The organism is Actinomadura chokoriensis, assembly GCF_041463665.1.
GTDB classification, from domain to species: domain Bacteria; phylum Actinomycetota; class Actinomycetes; order Streptosporangiales; family Streptosporangiaceae; genus Spirillospora; species Spirillospora chokoriensis_A.
Genome location: NZ_JAXCEJ010000002.1, coordinates 216,739 through 232,601 on the forward strand (window position 1 = coordinate 216,739; position 15,863 = coordinate 232,601).

19 protein-coding genes are annotated in these 15,863 nt (G+C 72.1%); 11 read left to right on the forward strand and 8 right to left on the reverse strand.

Annotation, left to right across the window (positions count from 1 at the left end):
* Positions 1 to 3 precede the first annotated feature (3 nt).
* The 7 genes from SM418_RS04355 to SM418_RS04385 all read left to right on the forward strand — a co-directional run bounded on the left by SM418_RS04355 (position 4) and on the right by SM418_RS04385 (position 5,941).
* Positions 4 to 1,134, forward strand: coding sequence for a branched-chain amino acid ABC transporter permease (locus SM418_RS04355; protein ID WP_371939229.1), 1,131 nt, complete (start codon positions 4 to 6; stop codon positions 1,132 to 1,134).
* Positions 1,131 to 1,952, forward strand: a complete 822-nt coding sequence (locus tag SM418_RS04360) for an ABC transporter ATP-binding protein (protein ID WP_371939231.1) — start codon at positions 1,131 to 1,133, stop codon at positions 1,950 to 1,952. Before SM418_RS04355 ends, SM418_RS04360 begins: the two co-directional genes overlap by 4 nt.
* Entirely contained in the window at positions 1,949 to 2,719 is a 771-nt protein-coding gene (locus SM418_RS04365; RefSeq protein WP_371939233.1) for an ABC transporter ATP-binding protein, read from the forward strand. Before SM418_RS04360 ends, SM418_RS04365 begins: the two co-directional genes overlap by 4 nt.
* Positions 2,716 to 3,294, forward strand: a complete 579-nt coding sequence (locus SM418_RS04370; protein WP_371939234.1) for an NADPH-dependent FMN reductase — start codon at positions 2,716 to 2,718, stop codon at positions 3,292 to 3,294. Before SM418_RS04365 ends, SM418_RS04370 begins: the two co-directional genes overlap by 4 nt.
* The gene (locus SM418_RS04375) at positions 3,291 to 4,418 is read left to right on the forward strand and encodes an alpha/beta hydrolase (RefSeq protein WP_371939235.1); all 1,128 of its coding nucleotides are present in this window, start codon (positions 3,291 to 3,293) and stop codon (positions 4,416 to 4,418) included. The genes SM418_RS04370 and SM418_RS04375 overlap by 4 nt, the downstream gene beginning before the upstream one ends.
* Positions 4,419 to 4,488: 70 nt before the next feature.
* Entirely contained in the window at positions 4,489 to 5,151 is a 663-nt protein-coding gene (locus tag SM418_RS04380) for an AMP-binding enzyme (RefSeq protein ID WP_371939236.1), read from the forward strand.
* Positions 5,132 to 5,941, forward strand: coding sequence for an IclR family transcriptional regulator (locus SM418_RS04385; RefSeq protein ID WP_371939237.1), 810 nt, complete (start codon positions 5,132 to 5,134; stop codon positions 5,939 to 5,941). Before SM418_RS04380 ends, SM418_RS04385 begins: the two co-directional genes overlap by 20 nt.
* A 129-nt stretch (positions 5,942 to 6,070) precedes the next feature.
* Here the strand turns inward: SM418_RS04385 and SM418_RS04390 are convergent, their stop codons facing one another.
* From SM418_RS04390 to SM418_RS04400, 3 genes are all read right to left on the reverse strand, one after another.
* Positions 6,071 to 6,451 carry a nuclear transport factor 2 family protein gene (locus SM418_RS04390; protein ID WP_371939238.1) on the reverse strand — a complete coding sequence of 127 codons (381 nt, stop codon included), beginning with the start codon at positions 6,449 to 6,451 and terminating at the stop codon, positions 6,071 to 6,073.
* Positions 6,448 to 7,014: a VOC family protein gene (locus tag SM418_RS04395; protein WP_371939239.1), complete on the reverse strand. Its 567-nt coding sequence runs from the start codon at positions 7,012 to 7,014 to the stop codon at positions 6,448 to 6,450. Before SM418_RS04395 ends, SM418_RS04390 begins: the two co-directional genes overlap by 4 nt.
* A 129-nt stretch (positions 7,015 to 7,143) precedes the next feature.
* Positions 7,144 to 7,869 (reverse strand): GntR family transcriptional regulator, encoded by a 726-nt coding sequence (locus SM418_RS04400; protein ID WP_371939240.1) that lies wholly within the window; start codon positions 7,867 to 7,869, stop codon positions 7,144 to 7,146.
* A 108-nt stretch (positions 7,870 to 7,977) separates the two neighbouring features.
* On the opposite strand from SM418_RS04400, the gene SM418_RS04405 reads away from it, so the two are divergent.
* From SM418_RS04405 to efeU, 3 genes are all read left to right on the forward strand, one after another.
* A complete protein-coding gene (locus SM418_RS04405; RefSeq protein WP_371939241.1) occupies positions 7,978 to 9,156 on the forward strand; it encodes an enolase C-terminal domain-like protein in 1,179 nt (392 codons plus the stop codon).
* Entirely contained in the window at positions 9,153 to 10,073 is a 921-nt protein-coding gene (locus SM418_RS04410; RefSeq protein WP_371939242.1) for a ketopantoate reductase family protein, read from the forward strand. Before SM418_RS04405 ends, SM418_RS04410 begins: the two co-directional genes overlap by 4 nt.
* Positions 10,074 to 10,220: 147 nt before the next feature.
* On the forward strand, positions 10,221 to 11,084 hold the full coding sequence (gene efeU, locus SM418_RS04415) for an iron uptake transporter permease EfeU (protein ID WP_371939243.1): 864 nt from the start codon (positions 10,221 to 10,223) through the stop codon (positions 11,082 to 11,084).
* A gap of 29 nt (positions 11,085 to 11,113) precedes the next feature.
* Here the strand turns inward: efeU and SM418_RS04420 are convergent, their stop codons facing one another.
* The 5 genes from SM418_RS04420 to SM418_RS04440 form a co-directional block, all read right to left on the reverse strand.
* Positions 11,114 to 11,476 (reverse strand): hypothetical protein, encoded by a 363-nt coding sequence (locus tag SM418_RS04420; protein WP_371939244.1) that lies wholly within the window; start codon positions 11,474 to 11,476, stop codon positions 11,114 to 11,116.
* Positions 11,477 to 11,555: 79 nt separating this feature from the next.
* Entirely contained in the window at positions 11,556 to 12,749 is a 1,194-nt protein-coding gene (locus tag SM418_RS04425; protein WP_371939245.1) for an ABC transporter permease, read from the reverse strand.
* Positions 12,746 to 13,432: an ABC transporter ATP-binding protein gene (locus SM418_RS04430; protein WP_371939246.1), complete on the reverse strand. Its 687-nt coding sequence runs from the start codon at positions 13,430 to 13,432 to the stop codon at positions 12,746 to 12,748. Before SM418_RS04430 ends, SM418_RS04425 begins: the two co-directional genes overlap by 4 nt.
* Positions 13,429 to 14,502, reverse strand: a complete 1,074-nt coding sequence (locus tag SM418_RS04435) for a peptidoglycan-binding protein (protein ID WP_371939248.1) — start codon at positions 14,500 to 14,502, stop codon at positions 13,429 to 13,431. Before SM418_RS04435 ends, SM418_RS04430 begins: the two co-directional genes overlap by 4 nt.
* Positions 14,469 to 14,834, reverse strand: a complete 366-nt coding sequence (locus SM418_RS04440; RefSeq protein ID WP_371939250.1) for a hypothetical protein — start codon at positions 14,832 to 14,834, stop codon at positions 14,469 to 14,471. The genes SM418_RS04435 and SM418_RS04440 overlap by 34 nt, the downstream gene beginning before the upstream one ends.
* A gap of 503 nt (positions 14,835 to 15,337) precedes the next feature.
* On the opposite strand from SM418_RS04440, the gene SM418_RS04445 reads away from it, so the two are divergent.
* Positions 15,338 to 15,763 carry a VOC family protein gene (locus SM418_RS04445; protein WP_371939662.1) on the forward strand — a complete coding sequence of 142 codons (426 nt, stop codon included), beginning with the start codon at positions 15,338 to 15,340 and terminating at the stop codon, positions 15,761 to 15,763.
* The last annotated feature ends 100 nt before the right edge of the window (positions 15,764 to 15,863 follow it).

The following is a 15,863-nucleotide window of genomic DNA, read 5'->3' on the forward strand; positions in this document are numbered from 1 at the left end:
GCCGTGTCACTCCTCACCAGCCCGCCGGCCCCCCGCGACGCCGCGGCGCCCCGGCCGCGCCCGCACGGCCTCCTCACCCGCGGGCGCGCCGGCGTCTGCCTCGGGATCGCCGCCATGCTCGTGCTGCCGCTGGTGGTCCGCTCCGAACTGTGGCTCGGCATCGGCATCCTCACCCTGATCGCCGGCATCGGCGCCCTCGGCATGCAGGTGATCACCGGGCTGGCCGGCCAGATCTCGCTGGGCCACGCCTTCTTCATGGCCATCGGCGCCTACACTTCCGCCTGGCTCGGCGCCGACCAGGGCCTGCCCTGGTGGCTCTGGCTGCCGGCGTCCGGCCTCGTGGCCGCCGCCGCGGGCGCCCTGGTCGCGCCCGTCGCCGTCCGCATCCGCGGGCTCTACCTGGCCGTCGCCACCCTCGCCCTGGTCTTCATCGGCCTCTACGCATGGGAGACGTGGACGAGCCTCAGCGGCGGTGTGAACGGCCGTCCCGCCGCACCCGTCCTGTTCGGCGACCAGGACCTCAGCCTGGGCGTCATGGCCGGGGACCGGATGATCCTCGACGCCTTCCAGGCCTGGTGGTACTTCGCGCTGGCGATCCTGCTGGTGGTCATGGTCCTCACCCACAACCTCAAGCACTCGCGGCTCGGCCGCGCCTTCATGGCCGTCCGGGACAAGGACGTGGCGGCCGCGGTGGTGGGCGTCCCGGTGGCCCGGACCAAGACGACCGCCTTCGTCATCTCCTCCTTCTTCGCCGGCGTCTCCGGGGCGCTGCTGGTCTCCTACATGGGCTACTTCACCCCGGGCCAGTGGCACCTGATGCTCTCGGTCGACTTCATCGCCATGATCGTGATCGGCGGTATGGGCACGGTCTCCGGCGCCCTGCTCGGGGCCCTCTTCGTGCGGGCGATGCCCGAGGTCGTGAACCAGGCCTCGGTCTTCCTGCCCTTCGTCCGCAAGAGCGCCAGCACCGACGGCGGCATCACGGGACCGCTCCTGTCCGGATTCCTCTACGGATTGGTGATCGTGTTGATCCTGCTCTTCGAGCCCAACGGGATCCGGGCGCTCGCGCTCCGGGGCGGGCAACGCCTGCGCCGGTTGCTGGGCCGCCCACGCGGAACGCGGAGGACGTCATGAGCGGCAGCGCCCCGAGCACGAGCGGCAGCGCCTCCAGCGCGTCCGCCGGTCCGCCGGCTCTGCGGACCACGGCGCTCGGCGCCGCGTACGGCGCCGCCGAGGACGCCGTGACCGACCTGACACTGCGCGTGCCCCAGGGGCAGATCGTCAGCCTGCTCGGCCCCAACGGGGCGGGCAAGAGCACCACGATGCGGGCCGTGTCCGGCATGCTCGGGCTGCACCGCGGACGCCTCACCGGCGGGCGGGTGGAGCTCTTCGGCAAGGACATGACCGGATCGCGCGCGTCACAGCGCGTCCGCGCCGGGCTCGCGCAGTGCCTTGAGGGCCGGATGGTCTTCCCGGGACTCAGCGTCGCCGAGAACCTCGCGGGCGGAGCGCACGTCCGCCGCTACCGCGGCGCCGCGCTCATCGCGGCCCGCGACGAGGTGCTCGCACTGCTGCCACGCCTGCGCGACCTGCTGGACCGCAAGGCGGGCTACCTGTCCGGGGGCGAGCAGCAGATGCTGGCGATCGCGCGCGCCCTGATGTCACGGCCGAAGCTGCTGCTCATGGACGAGCCGAGCCTGGGCCTCGCACCCCGGATCGTCGAGCAGGTCCGGGACATCATCGTGTCCATCAACGAGCAGGGCACCTCGATCCTGCTCGTCGAGCAGAACGCGCGCATGGCCCTGTCGATCTCCGGCTACGCCTACCTCCTGGAGGGCGGACGGGTCCACGCGGAGGGCACCCCCGCGCAACTGGAGCGGGAGACCGACATCGCGGCCGCCTACCTCGGCGCCGGCACGGTCCCCGCCGCACCGGAAGGAGCCGGCTCGTGAGCACCGCGCTGCTCGAGATCGAGGACCTCGCCCTGTCGTTCGCGGGCGTCCGCGCGCTGGACGGGGTCACCTTCAGCATCGACGAGGGCGAGCTCTTCGCCGTGATCGGGCCCAACGGCGCCGGCAAGTCCACGCTGTTCAACTGCATCTCCGGCATCTACCGCCCGGGGTCGGGGAGCATCAGGTTCGAGGGCAGGGAGATCCTCGGCACCGCTCCGCACCGGATCGCCAAGGCCGGAATCGCCCGCACGTTCCAGAACGTCGACGTCTTCCCGGCCATGACCGTCCGGGAATGCCTGCTCCTCGCCCGGCATCAGCACCTCCGCTCCGGGCCGCTGGCCGGCATGATCCGGTGGGGGCGCAGTGCCCGCGAGGAGCGTGCGGCACTGCGGCGGGTCACCGAGGTGGCCGACCGCCTCGGGCTCGGCGACCTGCTGGGGCGCGAGGTCGGCCCGCTGCCCCACGGCGTGCAGAAGCGGGTCGAGCTCGCGCGCTCGCTGTGCATGGAGCCCCGGCTGCTGCTGCTCGACGAGCCGGTCGCCGGGATGAACCACGAGGAGACCGCCGAGATGGCGGCGACGCTGAGCGAGGTGAACTCCGACCTGGGCATCACCATGCTCCTGGTCGAGCACGACATGTCGATGGTGATGGGCATCTCGGACCGGGTCTGCGTGCTCGACTTCGGGCGCCGCATCGCCCTCGACACCCCGGCCGGCGTCGTCCGCGACGCGGCCGTCATCGACGCCTACCTGGGAGGAGCACTGTGAGCACAGCGGACGTCACGGTCTACGGAATCGTCGGGAGCCTGCGCGAGCGTTCGTGGAACCGGATGCTGCTGGAGTCGGCGGCACGTCTGGCGCCGGAGGGGGTCACCGTCACCATCAGCGAGCTGGTGGGACAGCTCCCGCTGTTCAACGAGGACCTGGTCGGCCGGGAGCCGGAGGCGGTCAGCCGGATGCGCGCCGAGGTCGCCGCCGCGGACGCGCTGATGATCGCCACGCCGGAGTACAACGGCGGCGTCCCGGGCGTGCTCAAGAACGCCTTCGACTGGATCTCCCTCCCGCTGGGCGCCTCGGTGCTCCAGGGCAAGCCGGTCGCTCTGATCGGCACCTCGCCGGGAAGGCTGGGCACCGCCCGGTGCCAGTTCGAGCTGCGGAACATGTTCGTCTTCTCCCAATCCCCGGTGATGCCGGGACCGGAGGTGGTCATGCCCTTCGCCCACGAGTGCTTCGACGAGAGCGGGCACCTCAAGGACCCGGTGGCCACCGAGCGCCTCGGGGTCCTCTTCGGCAAGCTGCGCGCCCACGTGGCCGCGAGCCGGCTGGAGGCGGCGGTCCGATGATCACCCGAACCTTCGTGTCCCGTCCCTCCGCCGGCGCCCCGCGGGCGGGCGCCGGCGGGCACCCCTGCCAGGGCCTCTACCACGCGCCGGAGGGCGCCCGGCCGAAGGTGGCGATGATCGCCACCCACTACCAGATCGACTTCGCCGAGCACTACCTCGCCGAGCTGATGGCCGAGCGCGGCATCGGCTTCCTGGGCTGGAACACCCGGTTCCGCGGCTACGAGTGGAACTTCCGGCTCGACCAGGCACTGGTGGACATCGGCGTCGGCGTCCGCTGGCTGCGCGAGGAGGCCGGGGCCGACTCGGTCGTCCTGCTGGGCAACTCGGGCGGCGGCTCCCTGATGGCCGCCTACCAGGCCCAGGCCGTCGACCCCTCCCTGCGGCCCCCGGTCGGCCACGAGCCCGTCCCGGGCGTGGACGAGCTGCCCGCCGCGGACGGCTACGTGTCGCTGGCCGCGCACCTGGGCCGTCCCGACGTCCTCACCGCCTGGATGGACGCCGCGGTGGTCGACGAGTTCGACCCGGTGGCGACCGACCCCTCGCTCGACCTGTTCGACCCCCGCAACGGCCCGCCGTACAGCGCCGAGTTCATCGAGCGCTACCGGCGCGCACAGGTCGACCGCAATCACCGGATCACCGCGTGGGCCAAGGCGGAGCTGGCCCGGCTCACCGAGGCCGGCTACTACGACCGCCACTTCACCGTGCCCCGGACCTGGGCGGATCCGAGGATGGTCGACCCGTCCCTGGAGCCCACCGACCGAAAGCCGAACAGCTGCTACCGCGGCTCCGTCGAGGCCGCCAACCGGGGCGACCGCGGGATCGCCGGGGAGACGACCGTGCGCAACTGGCTCAACATGTGGAGCCTGAGCGAGTCGCCCTGCCGCGGTGAGGGCAACCTGGCCAAGATCACGGTCCCGGCGCTGGTCGTCAACGCGACCGGGGACACCGGCGTCTTCCCGAGCGACGCCGACCGGATCGCCGACGCGCTGGCCGCCTCGGACAAGACCCGCCACGACCACGCCGGAGACCACTACTTCCTGGAGCCCGCGGGCGCCCGGGACGCGGTCGCCGACACGATCGCCGGCTGGATCGCCGAGCGCTTCGCAAGCGGGAGCGCGCGATGACGGCGCCCGCGGCGGCTGCGCGTCGCCGCGTGGGGGGGCCGCCCCGGCCACCGACACGCTGCTGCGGGACATGGCCGAGGTCTTCGGCGACGCCGCCATGCTCGCCCTCTTCGGCCAGACCGAGATGTCACCGGTCACCTGCGTCCTGGAGGGCAAGGACGCCCGCCGGAAACTGGATTCGGTGGGACGGCCGGCGCCGGGTGTGTGGGCGCGCGTGGTCGACTCCGGGATGAACGACGTCCCCGCCGGCGAGACCGGCGAGACCGTCTACCGGGGGCCGGGCCTGACATCGGGCTACTGGAACCTGCCCGAGGCGACCGCCGAGGCCTTCGCCGGCGGCTGGTTCCACTCCGGTGACCTGGTCCGGGTCGACGACGAGGGGTTCGTCTACGTGGTCGACCGGCTCAAGGACATGATCATCACCGGCGGCGAGAACGTCTACTGCGCCGAGGTGGAGAACGTGCTCGCCGCGCACCCGGACATCGCGGAGGTGGCGGTGGTGGGCCGGCCGCATCTAAAATGGGGGGAGACTCCGGTCGCGGTGCCGGTGCCGGTTCCCGGACGGCGGGCGCCGTCGCTGGAGGAACTGCGCGAGCACGCCCGGCGCAGGCTTGCCCCGTACAAGCTGCCGACCGGCATCGAGGTGGTCGAGCGGCTCCCCCGCAACGCATCGGGGAAGGTGCTCAAGTTCGAGCTGCGAGATGGAAGGACCGATGACCGCGTCCCCGGATAAGGTCCGCTGGGTGAACAACCCCTCTCCGGCCCAGCCTCGCAAGCCGCAGTACCCGATCGAGTCGGTCGACAACGCGCTGCGCATCCTGCTGCTGCTGGGCGAGCGCAAGAGCCTCCGCCTCACCGAGGTGAGCGAGTACCTCTCCGTCGCCTCGTCCACCGCCCACCGGGTGCTGGCCATGCTGCAGTACCGGGGGTTCGTCCGCCAGTCGAACAGCTCGCGGGCCTACGAGCCGGGTCCCGCGCTCACCGAGATCGCCTTCTCGGTGCTGCGGCAGATCGACGTCCGCGAACAGGTCCGCCCGCTGCTGGACGACCTCGCCGAGCACTACGGCGAGACCGTCCACCTCACCCGCCTCGACGGCTCGCTGGTGTCCTTCGTCGACGCCGTGGAGAGCAGCCGCGCCGTGCGGGTCGGCTCGCGGATGGGCAAGACCCTCCCGGCGCACGCCTCGGCGTCCGGCAAGGTGCTGCTGTCGCTGCTGTCGGACGAGGCCGTGGTCGCGCTCTATCCGCGGGAGGAACTGGAGCCGCTCACCCCGCACACCCTCTCCACCCGGACCGCGCTCCTGGAGGAGCTGGACCGCATCCGGAAGCGGGGCTACGCCACCGGGGTGCAGGAGAGCGAGGACGGGGTCATCGCCGTGGCCGTGCCACTCGGCACCTACGCCGGCTCCCGCTACGCGGTGAGCATCTCGGCGCCCAGCCACCGCAAGAAGGACTTCACCGAGGTGACCGTGGCCGAAGACCTGCTGCGCTTCGCCGAGCAGGCCCGCGCCTTCTTCTCCTGAGCCGCCCGCGCGCGTTGCTCCTGAGGCGCGCGCTGTTTCTGAAACGCGCCTTCTTCTCGGGTGCCGGTCATGCGTCGGCCCGGTGCCGGTCGGGGGTCTCCCCGAGCGGCACCGGGCCGGACCGACCGCTCAGCCCGCGAGCACGGTTTCGAGTTTGCTGCGATCGAAGTACTCCTCGATACGCCTGATCCTGCCTTCTTCGACATACACGCGGAGGATCGCCGGGATGGAGGCCGACCGCCCGTCGCGCTCGACCTCGATCACGTGCTGGCGGAGGAAGCCGTCCTCGAGCGCGGTGTGCCGCGGCCGGGCGTAGCCGAACTTGTCGTAGCGGTCGGCGATGCTGCCCAGCGTGGCGAGGTTCTCTTCCTTCGACTGGTCGACGTCGTCGTAGTTGTGCCAGACGGTGACGTCGTCGTGGTAGAGCGCGGAGACGGCCTCGATGTCGCCGGCCTCCACCATCTCGAAGAACCGCGCGGCGTACTCCAGCATGGACTCCGTGCCGCTCATGCGGACGCGCCCTGGCCGGCCGGGACGCCCGCGGCGGTCATCGGCGCCAGGTTGACGTCGTCGTCGGTCAGCTCACGCGTCCAGGCGGCGAACTCCAGCAGGACCCCGTCCGGGTCGAAGAAGTACATCGAACGGACGTAGACGCCCTCGTGGAACGTCTCCGCCACACCGCGCGGGCTGTCGTCGTGCTCGAGGACGGGACCGGTCTCGACGCCCTTGGCATCGAGCTTGGCCTTGTACTCGTCGAACTTGTCGAGCGGGATCTTGAACGCGACGTGGTTCATCGAGGCGTGGGCCGTGGCGATGTCTCCGAGGCCGGGCAGCACCGCGGAGGAGGCGATGCCGGGGGCCCGCTTCGGCGCGTCCGGGAACCAGAAGAAGGCCAGGAACTGGTCGCCGCCCATGTCGAAGAAGAAGTGCTGCCCGCCGTTGGGCATGTTGATCGTCTTCTTCAGCTTCATGCCGAGGACGTTGGTGTAGAAGTCGACGGTGCGTTCCATGTCCTCGCAGACGAGCGCGAGGTGACAGAGCCCCTGGAGCTCGAACTCGGGGGTGGCCTCCATGGTGTCCCTCCTGTCAGGTGATCCGCCGCCACGCTACCGGAAGTAGTTTCTGTACACCAGACTTTTTCCTGAAAGGTCTGAACAATTAGCTCGGGGCCGCGCGCCCGCCCGCCGTCCCCGCCGGTTCCCTCAACCGCGCCCGCGCTCCAGGTCAACGGCGTACTCGAACCGTTCGGCGGGGTGCACCGAGACAGTGATCTCGAAGGGGTCGCCAGCGCGGTCCAGGTAGCGCCGCGTCATTCGCAGCACCGGCGAACCGGCCGCCGTGTGCAGCAGGTCGACCATGGAGTCCGGGACCGTCGCCGCACGCATCCGCTGCTCGATGGTGTGCACGGTGCGGCCGGTCACCTGCTCGACCATGTCCGAGATCAACCGCTTGGGGTCGAGCACCTGGTCGCCCACGGCCGCGGCGATGCCGGGCTCGAGGTAGACGTCGGTGCAGCACAGCGGCCAGCCGTCGTCGGCCGGGTCGATGCGCAGCATCCGGATCTTGGTCCAGCGCTCCCCCGGCCGGCAGCCCATGACCCGGGCGTCCACCTCGTCGACCACCACGTCGGCGATCGACAGCACCTGGCGGTCGGTCTCCACGGAGTACTCGGTCAGCTCGTCCAACGAGTGCAGCGACCGGACGAAGACCGACTGCGGCTTCAGACGCTCCACGCGGGTACCGCGCCGGGGCCGGCGCGAGACCAGTCCCAGCTCCTCCACGATGTCGAGCGCGGCCCGCATCGTGCCCCGGCTCACGTCGAACTCCGCCGCCAGGTCCACCTCGGGCGCTAACCGCCCGCCGACCGGCCAGCGCCCCGACTGGATCTGCCGGACCAGGTTCTCGGCGACTGCCTCGTAACGCCTCACGGCCCTCTCCCGTCCTCCGGTCCCGGTTGCTCCTCGCACGCGTGCCGTGGAGGCGCCGCTTCCATTAGTCTAGACAATTCGATCGGTCCGGATCAGAGGGTTGGGGTCATGCGCATCACCGACATCCGCGAGGTCTCGGTCCCCCTCCACGGGGACGTCAGGAACTCCGTGGTGAACTTCGCCGCGCACACCGTCTCCCTGGTGGCCGTGCAGAGCGACGTACGCCGGAACGGGCGCCCGCTCACCGGCATCGCGTTCAACTCGATCGGGCGCCATGCCCAAGGGGGGATCCTCCGCGACCGGATGATCCCGCGGCTGCTGGCCGCCGCCCCCGACACCCTGCTCGACCCGTCGACCGGGCTGCTGTCGCCCGCGCGCGTGCTCCAGTGCGCCATGCGGGACGAGAAGCCCGGCGGCCACGGCGACCGCGCCGCGGCGGCCGGCGCCGTCGAACTCGCGGTGTGGGACCTGCTGGCCAAGTACCACGACGAGCCGGCCCACGCTGTCATCGCCCGCGCCTTCGGCCGCCGGCCCGTGCTCACCGGCACGCCGGTCTACGCCGCGGGCGGCTACTACCATCCCGACGACTCCCTGGACCGGCTCCGCGGCGAGCTCACCGGCTACGCGGACCGGGGCTACCGCATGGTCAAGATCAAGATCGGCGGCGCGGCGCTCGCCGACGACCTGGCCCGGGTCGAGACCGCCATCGAGGTGATCGGCGGCGGGGACGGGGTCGCAGTCGACGCGAACGGACGCTTCGACCGGGACCGGGCCCTGGCCTACGCCACGGCTCTGGCCGGGCTCGGCCTGCGCTGGTACGAGGAGGCGGCCGACCCGCTCGACTACGCCCTGAACCGGGAACTGGCGGAGGTCTATCCGGGGGCCATCGCCACGGGCGAGAACCTCTTCTCCGTCCAGGACGTGCGCAACCTGCTCGCCTACGGCGGAGTGCGGCCCGACCGGGACGTCTTCCAGATGGACGCCGGCCTCAGCTACGGGCTGACCGAGTACGCCCGCATGATCGAGGCCATGGAGGCGTGCGGCGTCCCCCGGTCCCAGGCGTTCCCGCACGGCGGGCACCTGATCAACCTGCACATCGTGGCCGGGCTGGGGCTGGGCGGCTGCGAGGCGTACCCCGGGGTCTTCGAGCCCTTCGGCGGCTACAGTCCGGACTGCCGGCTCTCCGGCGGCCTCATAAGCCCCGGCGAGGCGCCCGGGTTCGGTCTCGAGGCCAAGCCAGGTCTCGGTGACGAGATCGCCAACCTCCTCAAGGACCTGGAGCGATGAAGATCTGCGTCGTCGGCTGCGGAGCCATGGGCTCGGTGTACGCCGCGCGCCTGGCGCGGGCGGGCCACGAGGTGTCGGTGGTCGACGCCTGGCAGGCCCACGTCGAGGCCATCGCCCGGGACGGGCTGCACATCAGCGGGCCCGACGGGGAGTTCCGCACCGCGGTCGCGGCCCACACCACCGCTCCCGCCGATCCCGTCGACCTCGTGGTGCTCGCCGTCAAGGCCGCCGACGTGCCCGCCGCCGCGGCCGGGCTCGCCCCCCTGCTGGGGCCGGAGACCACGGTGCTGACCATTCAGAACGGCCTCGGCTCGGCCGGCGCCGTGGCCGGCGCCGTGGGCGCCGGGCGCCTGGCCGTCGGCATCGCCAGCGGCTTCGGCGCCGGCCTGCGCGGGCCGGGCCGGGTGCACCACAACGCGATGCGCGCGCTGCGGTTCGGCGCCCACGGCTCACTGGCCCCCGAACGGGTCGAGGAGGTGGCCGCGGCCTGGCGCACGGCCGGGTTCGACGCGGCGGCCGTGGACGACGTCCTCGCGATGCAATGGGAGAAGCTCATCTGCAACGTGGCCTACAGCGCTCCGTGCGCCCTGACCGGGCTGACGGTCGGCGAGATCCGTGACCACCCCGAGCTCGGCCGGACGAGCCGGGCCGCGGCGACCGAGGCCTGGGAGACGGCGCTCGCGCTCGGGGTGGCCATCGACGTGCCGGACCCCGTGGAACTGGTGCGCGCGTTCGCCGCCCGGATGCCCGGCGCCAAGCCGTCGGCGCTGCTGGACCACGAGGCCCGCCGGACCAGCGAGATCGATGTGATCAACGGTGCCGTCCCGCGGGAGGCGGCCAAGGCGGGCCGCACGGCACCGGTCAACCAGGCGCTGACCGCCCTCGCCCGCCACCGCGAGGCCGCCTGGCGGCGATGACCCGCTCCCGCGGCCGGGCGCCCGCCCCGGCCGAGGACATCCGCGGCGCCGCCTCTTGCCGGGGGGCCGACGCCGGGCGCAGACTTGCTTAGGTTAGCTTTGCCTAAACGGCTTGCCTAAGAGGTGTTCTTCCGGAGGAGTACGGCGATGCTACTGGGCAACTTCCTCATCGGACTGCGGGAGGGGCTTGAGGCCGCCCTGGTCGTGAGCATCCTGATCGCCTACCTGGTGAAGACCGGCAACCGCCGGGCCCTCGTCCCCGTCTGGACGGGGATCGGCGTCGCCGTCGCCCTCGCGTTCGCGTTCGGCATCGCGCTGAGCGCCGCGTCCTCGGAGATGCAGTTCAAGACGCAGGAGCTGTTCGGCGGCATCCTGTCGATCATCGCGGTGGGGCTGGTCACCTGGATGGTCTTCTGGATGCGCAAGACCGCCCGGTTCATGAAGGCGGAGCTGGAGGGCAAGCTGGAGGGCGCGCTGAGCGTCGGGCCGCTCGCCCTCGCCGCCGTCGCGTTCCTCGCCGTCGGGCGCGAGGGCCTGGAGACCGCGCTGTTCCTGTGGACGAACATGTCCAACTCGTCCGGCGGCTCCACCGAGCCGATCATCGGCGCGCTGCTCGGCCTCGCCGTCGCCGTCGCGCTCGGCTACCTGCTCTACCGCGGCGGCCTCAAGATCAATCTGAAGCGGTTCTTCACCTGGACGGGCGCCGCGCTCATCGTCGTCGCCGCGGGCGTGTTCGGCTACGGCTTCCACGACCTGCAGGAGGCCGAGGTCTTCCCGGGGCTGAACGCCGTCGCGCTGGAGCCGCACGAGTTCTTCGCCAAGTTCGGCGGCGCGGGCGACTGGATGCAGACGGTGTTCCAGGGCGTCCTGAACGTCACCCCGCAGATCACCTGGCTGCAGCTGATCATGTGGGCGGCCTACCTGGTGCCGGTGATGTTCCTGTTCCTGCGTCCCCCGTCGTCGTCCACGCCGACCCCGGTCAAGGCGGCCGAGCCCGCCGCGACGTCCTGACTCGCGGGGCACCCGCCCGGCGGCCGCCCTCAGAGATCGGGGAGCGGGTCGCGGGGCAGGCTGTCGCGGGCGAAGATCTCGGCGTCGGCGGCGTTGACGACCGGGACGTACTCGTCGTCCAGCTCGAACACCGCGCCCGCGAACTCCAGCGACGCGCCGGCGCCCGTCTCCACCGGCCCGATCCGGGTGCCGCGCGGGTAGCTGCCCCAGATCGTCTTCGGGGTGCTGCGGCTCAGCGGGCCGGTGGAGATCACCGCGACCCGGTCGTCGGTCACGACGAAGATGAAACCGGCGCCGCCGCCGTAGGCCATCGCCGGAAAGATGTAGCGGATCTCCCCGTCGATCCCGAGGAACTCCCGGCAGCGCTCACGAAGCGGGCGTGGCACGGGCATGGCTGTTGAGGCACCTCCCCCGGGGGCGGACACGGCGGCCGTCACAATCATGCACTGTCCCGGCGGAGCGTGACCAGAGTCAGGCCGACGCCAGCGCCGCCGTCGGCGGCAGCCGCGCCGCCCGCACCGCCGGGTACAGCCCGGCGGCCGTCCCGATCGCCAGCGTCGCGGCGAGCGCGCCGCCGAGCGCCCACACCGGCACGACCGGCGGCCACCCCTTCCACAGCGCGAACCCGGCGGTCACCGCCGCGCCGAGGACGACCCCGGCCGCGCCGCCGAACGCCGACAGCAGCAGCGACTCGGCGAGGAACTGCGTGCGCACCTGGCCGCGGGTCGCGCCGAGCGAGCGGCGCAGCCCGATCTCGCGGCGCCGCTCCAGCACCGAGATCACCATCGTGTTGGCGACGCCGACCCCGCCGACCAGCAGCGCGACCGCGCCGAGCCCGAGCAGCAGCCCGGTGAACGCGCCGGTCGCCGCGGCCTTCGCCTCCAGCGCGTCCGAGGGGCGGCTTACCCCGACCTCCTCGGGATGCTCGGGGCTGACCGTCCTCGCGAGGACGTCGCGGACATCGTTCACCGACGCGTCCGTGGACCGCTCGTAGACCGTGGCCGGATGCCCGTCGAAGCCGAGGTAGCGGCGTGCCGCGTCCCAGCCGACGAGGGCGGACCGGTCGATCTCGGGCGCCAGCTCGGCGGGCCGCAGGACGCCGAGGACGACGAACCACCGCCCGCCGATCCACACCTGGCCGCCCGCCCTGTCCAGGCCCAGCCGCCGCGCCGCCTCCGAGCCGAGGACGACGCCCGGGTAGCGTCCCGTGCCCGCGTTGAGCCCGCCGCCGCTCGCGGTCTCCACGCCGAGCGTGCCGAGCACCCCGTCCGTGGCGGCCTGCACCGCGATGCCCTGCGTGACCTCCCGCGGGATCTTGTCGGTCCTGCGGACCGTCGCGTCCACCGCCCCCGTCGCGCCGACCGCGGTGACCGGCCCGATCCGCCGCGCCATCTCCGGCGCCGACTCCGGCAGCTCTGCCTTCTCCCCGAACAGCGTGTCCCCCGGCTTCGCGGTCAGCAGGTTGGTGCCGAGCCGGTCGAGCCGCCGCAGCAGGTCCGCCTTGCCGGACGAGGAGATCCCGATGACCGCGACCATCGTGGCGATCCCTATCGCGATGCCGAGCGCCGACAACACGACCCTGGTGGGACGGGCCTTGAGCCCTCCCAGGCCGACGCGCAGGACATCGCCCGCGCCGAGCCGCGCGGGCACGAGTGCCGCCTTCACCGGCTGCCCACCTCCGCCCGCTCGCCCGTGACGATCAGCCCGTCCCGCACCCTGACCCGGCGCTGCGCCCTTGCCGCGACCTCCAGGTCGTGCGTGATGATCGCGACGGTGGTGCCGGCGCGGTTCAGCTCGTCCAGCAGGGCGAGCACCTCGGCGCCCGCGGCCGAGTCGAGGTTGCCGGTCGGCTCGTCCGCGAGCAGCAGGCCGGGCTCCCCGACCACGGCACGGGCGACCGCGACGCGCTGCTGCTCGCCGCCCGACAGCTGGTGCGGCCGGTGCCCGGCCCGTGCGCCGAGCCCCACCCGTTCGAGCGCGTCCCGCGCCCGCTCCCTGCGCTCCCTGATCGCGGCGCCGCCGTACAGCAGCCCTTCGGCCACGTTGTCGAGCGCGCTGACGCCCGCCGCCAGGTGGAACTGCTGGAACACGAACCCGATGTGCCGTGCCCGCAGCGCCGACAGCTCCCGGTCCCCGAGCCCGCCGACCTCGTGCCCGGCGACCCGCACGCTGCCCCGCGTCGGACGGTCGAGCGTCCCGATCATGTGCAGCAGCGTCGACTTGCCCGACCCGGACGGCCCGACGATCGCGACCCTCTCCCCCGCCGCGATCACCAGGTCGACGCCCTTCAGCGCCGCGACACCGCCCGCGTACTCCTTCGTCACCCCGGTCAGCTCGACGATGTTCATCCGGCGGGCACCCCGACCTTCACGCCCTCACGCAGGCCGTTCCCGCTGATCTCGACCCGTCCCCCGCCGAACGTCCCGACCTCCACGGCGACCAGGCTCCGCCCCTCGTCGACGACCTCGACGCCGAAGCCGCCCTCCCGCAGCGCCAGCAACGCCTCGACCGGCACCGACAGGACGTCCTTCCTCCGCTCGCTCTCCAACTCGACGCCGACCGGCGCCTCGTCCAGCCGTCCCGTCTCGGCGCCGCCGATCGAGATGTCGACGCCGACCGTGGTCTTCTTGTCCTGCCCCGACCCGGTGCTCTCCGCGACGCCGCCGACCCTGGTGATCCTTCCCTTGACGGTCCTGCCTCCGGGCAACTCCACCGAGACCTCGGCGCCCCGCTTCGCGAGGTCCTGCTTGTCGGCGTCCAGATCGACGTGCACGACCCGCTTCGTCCCGGCCACCGTCAGAACAGGCTGCCCTTGCCCGACGCGCTTCCCCTCGGGCGCCTTGACGTCCCTGATCCGCACGGCCCCGCTCTGGAAGACGACCTGACCCGCACCGACCGCGCCACTACGCGCGAGCCCGCGATCGTCCTGCCACTCCTCGACCGCGGCCTCGGTCGCGCCGGTGAACTCGTCGTCCACGGTCACGCCGCCGTACCCGAGCGCCCGCAGGTTCTCTTCAAGTTGCCGGACGTCCTCGCCCGAGTCGCCGTTCCTCAGCGTCCGGTACATGGGGCTGCCGCCGTACATCAACGTGACCCGCTCGCCCGCCACCTTCAGCAGCGTCCCGCCCCGCCTGACCGTCGCCCCCTGCTCCGGCGCCCACGTCACCACGCCGGACGCGCCCGCCCACACCTCCCGCACATCGTCGTAGGTGAGCTTCCCGTCCACCTTCTCGGTGTCCACTAGATCTCCTCGGCTCACGACGGCGGTGCCCAGCCGCGCCGCACGGACGCCGTCCGCCTCACCATCGCCCGCCGTCCAGGCCAGCACGCTCCCGCCGCCGACCACCACGACGACGGCGACCCCGCCGGCGACCACGACCCGCCTCACCGTCCGGCCCCCGGCAACATGCTCTTGCACGCCTCACGCGCCTTCTCCAAGGCGCCCCGATCGATGTTCCCGCTCGGAAGCTTGACCTGCCCGTCCGCCCCGGGGTCCGGAATGTCCACGCCGTGCTCGCGCATGCACTGCGCGAACCTGACGTACTGGTCGCGCACCTTCGGGTCCTTGAGATCGGGCATCCCGCCGCCCGCCTGCAACCACCGCTGACACTTCTCCAGCGCGCCCTGCAACTTCCCTCTGTCGACCCCCTTCCCGAACCGCATCGCCTTCTCGTCCCCGCTGCCCGGATCGGGCACGTCCACCCCGTTCTCCCGCATGCACCGCGCGAACTCCAGCCGCGCGTCCTCCACGGAAAGCGACCGACTCGGCGAAGCCGACGCGGACCTCTTGGCCGCCGCCCCACCGGCACTCGCCACCCCACGTCCTCCATCGCCGCTCCCGCACGCCGCCAATCCCAGCACCAGCGGCACGGCCACCCCGGCGACCCACACCCGAATCCCCATCTCGTCCTCTCCGCCGAGGCCACCCGCCCCGACGAAAAGCCATGAGACCGACGACGGGGTTAAACCCGCATTAGCCGTGCAGGCTCGTCCCGGGACGACAGGTCATGCGGTTGATCTGCTGGCGCGGCCGTTCGGGCTACGTTTAGGACGCAGAACGGCGAGGACGGCCCGACGGAAGTTCGAGTGAGGGTGCAAGCCGCTCGCGGGGATTTCGTGATCCGGCAGTGCCGCGGTTCTCCGAGAAGACGTGGCCGCGGATGTCAAGAACGGTTCGGCGGCTCCGTCCTCGGGACAGATGCGGCCACCGTGGCCGTACCGAGGCAAGGGGGCCCAGCGTGGCGATCCAGCGGATGGACAACGTCCTCATCGTCGTCGACGACCTTGAGGCGGTCATCGCGTTCTTCGTCGAACTCGGCATGGAACTGGAGGGCAAGGGGCCGATCGAAGGGCGCTGGGCGGAACGTGTCATCGGACTTGAGGACGTCCGCCAGGACGTTGCCATGCTGCGGACCCCGGACGGCCACGGAAGGGTAGAGCTGGCGAAGTTCCACAGGCCGAGCGCCATCAAGCCGGAGCCGAAGGACGCACCGGCCAACACCCTGGGCATTCGCCGCATCATGTTCGCGGTCGACGACATCGAAGGCGTCATCGACCGCCTGCGCGGGCACGGCGCCGAACTCGTGGGCGAGCTGGAGCAGTACGAGAACATCTATCGTCTCTGCTACGTCCGCGGCCCCGAGGGCATCGTCGTGGGACTCGCCCAGCAGCTCAACTGAAGCCCGCCGCAGCGCAGACCGACCCCGCCGCCGGACGGTCCGCGTCGGTGGCGGTGACCGTGCGTCCGACGGTGCTCTGCTACGTCGGCGGGCGCGGGAT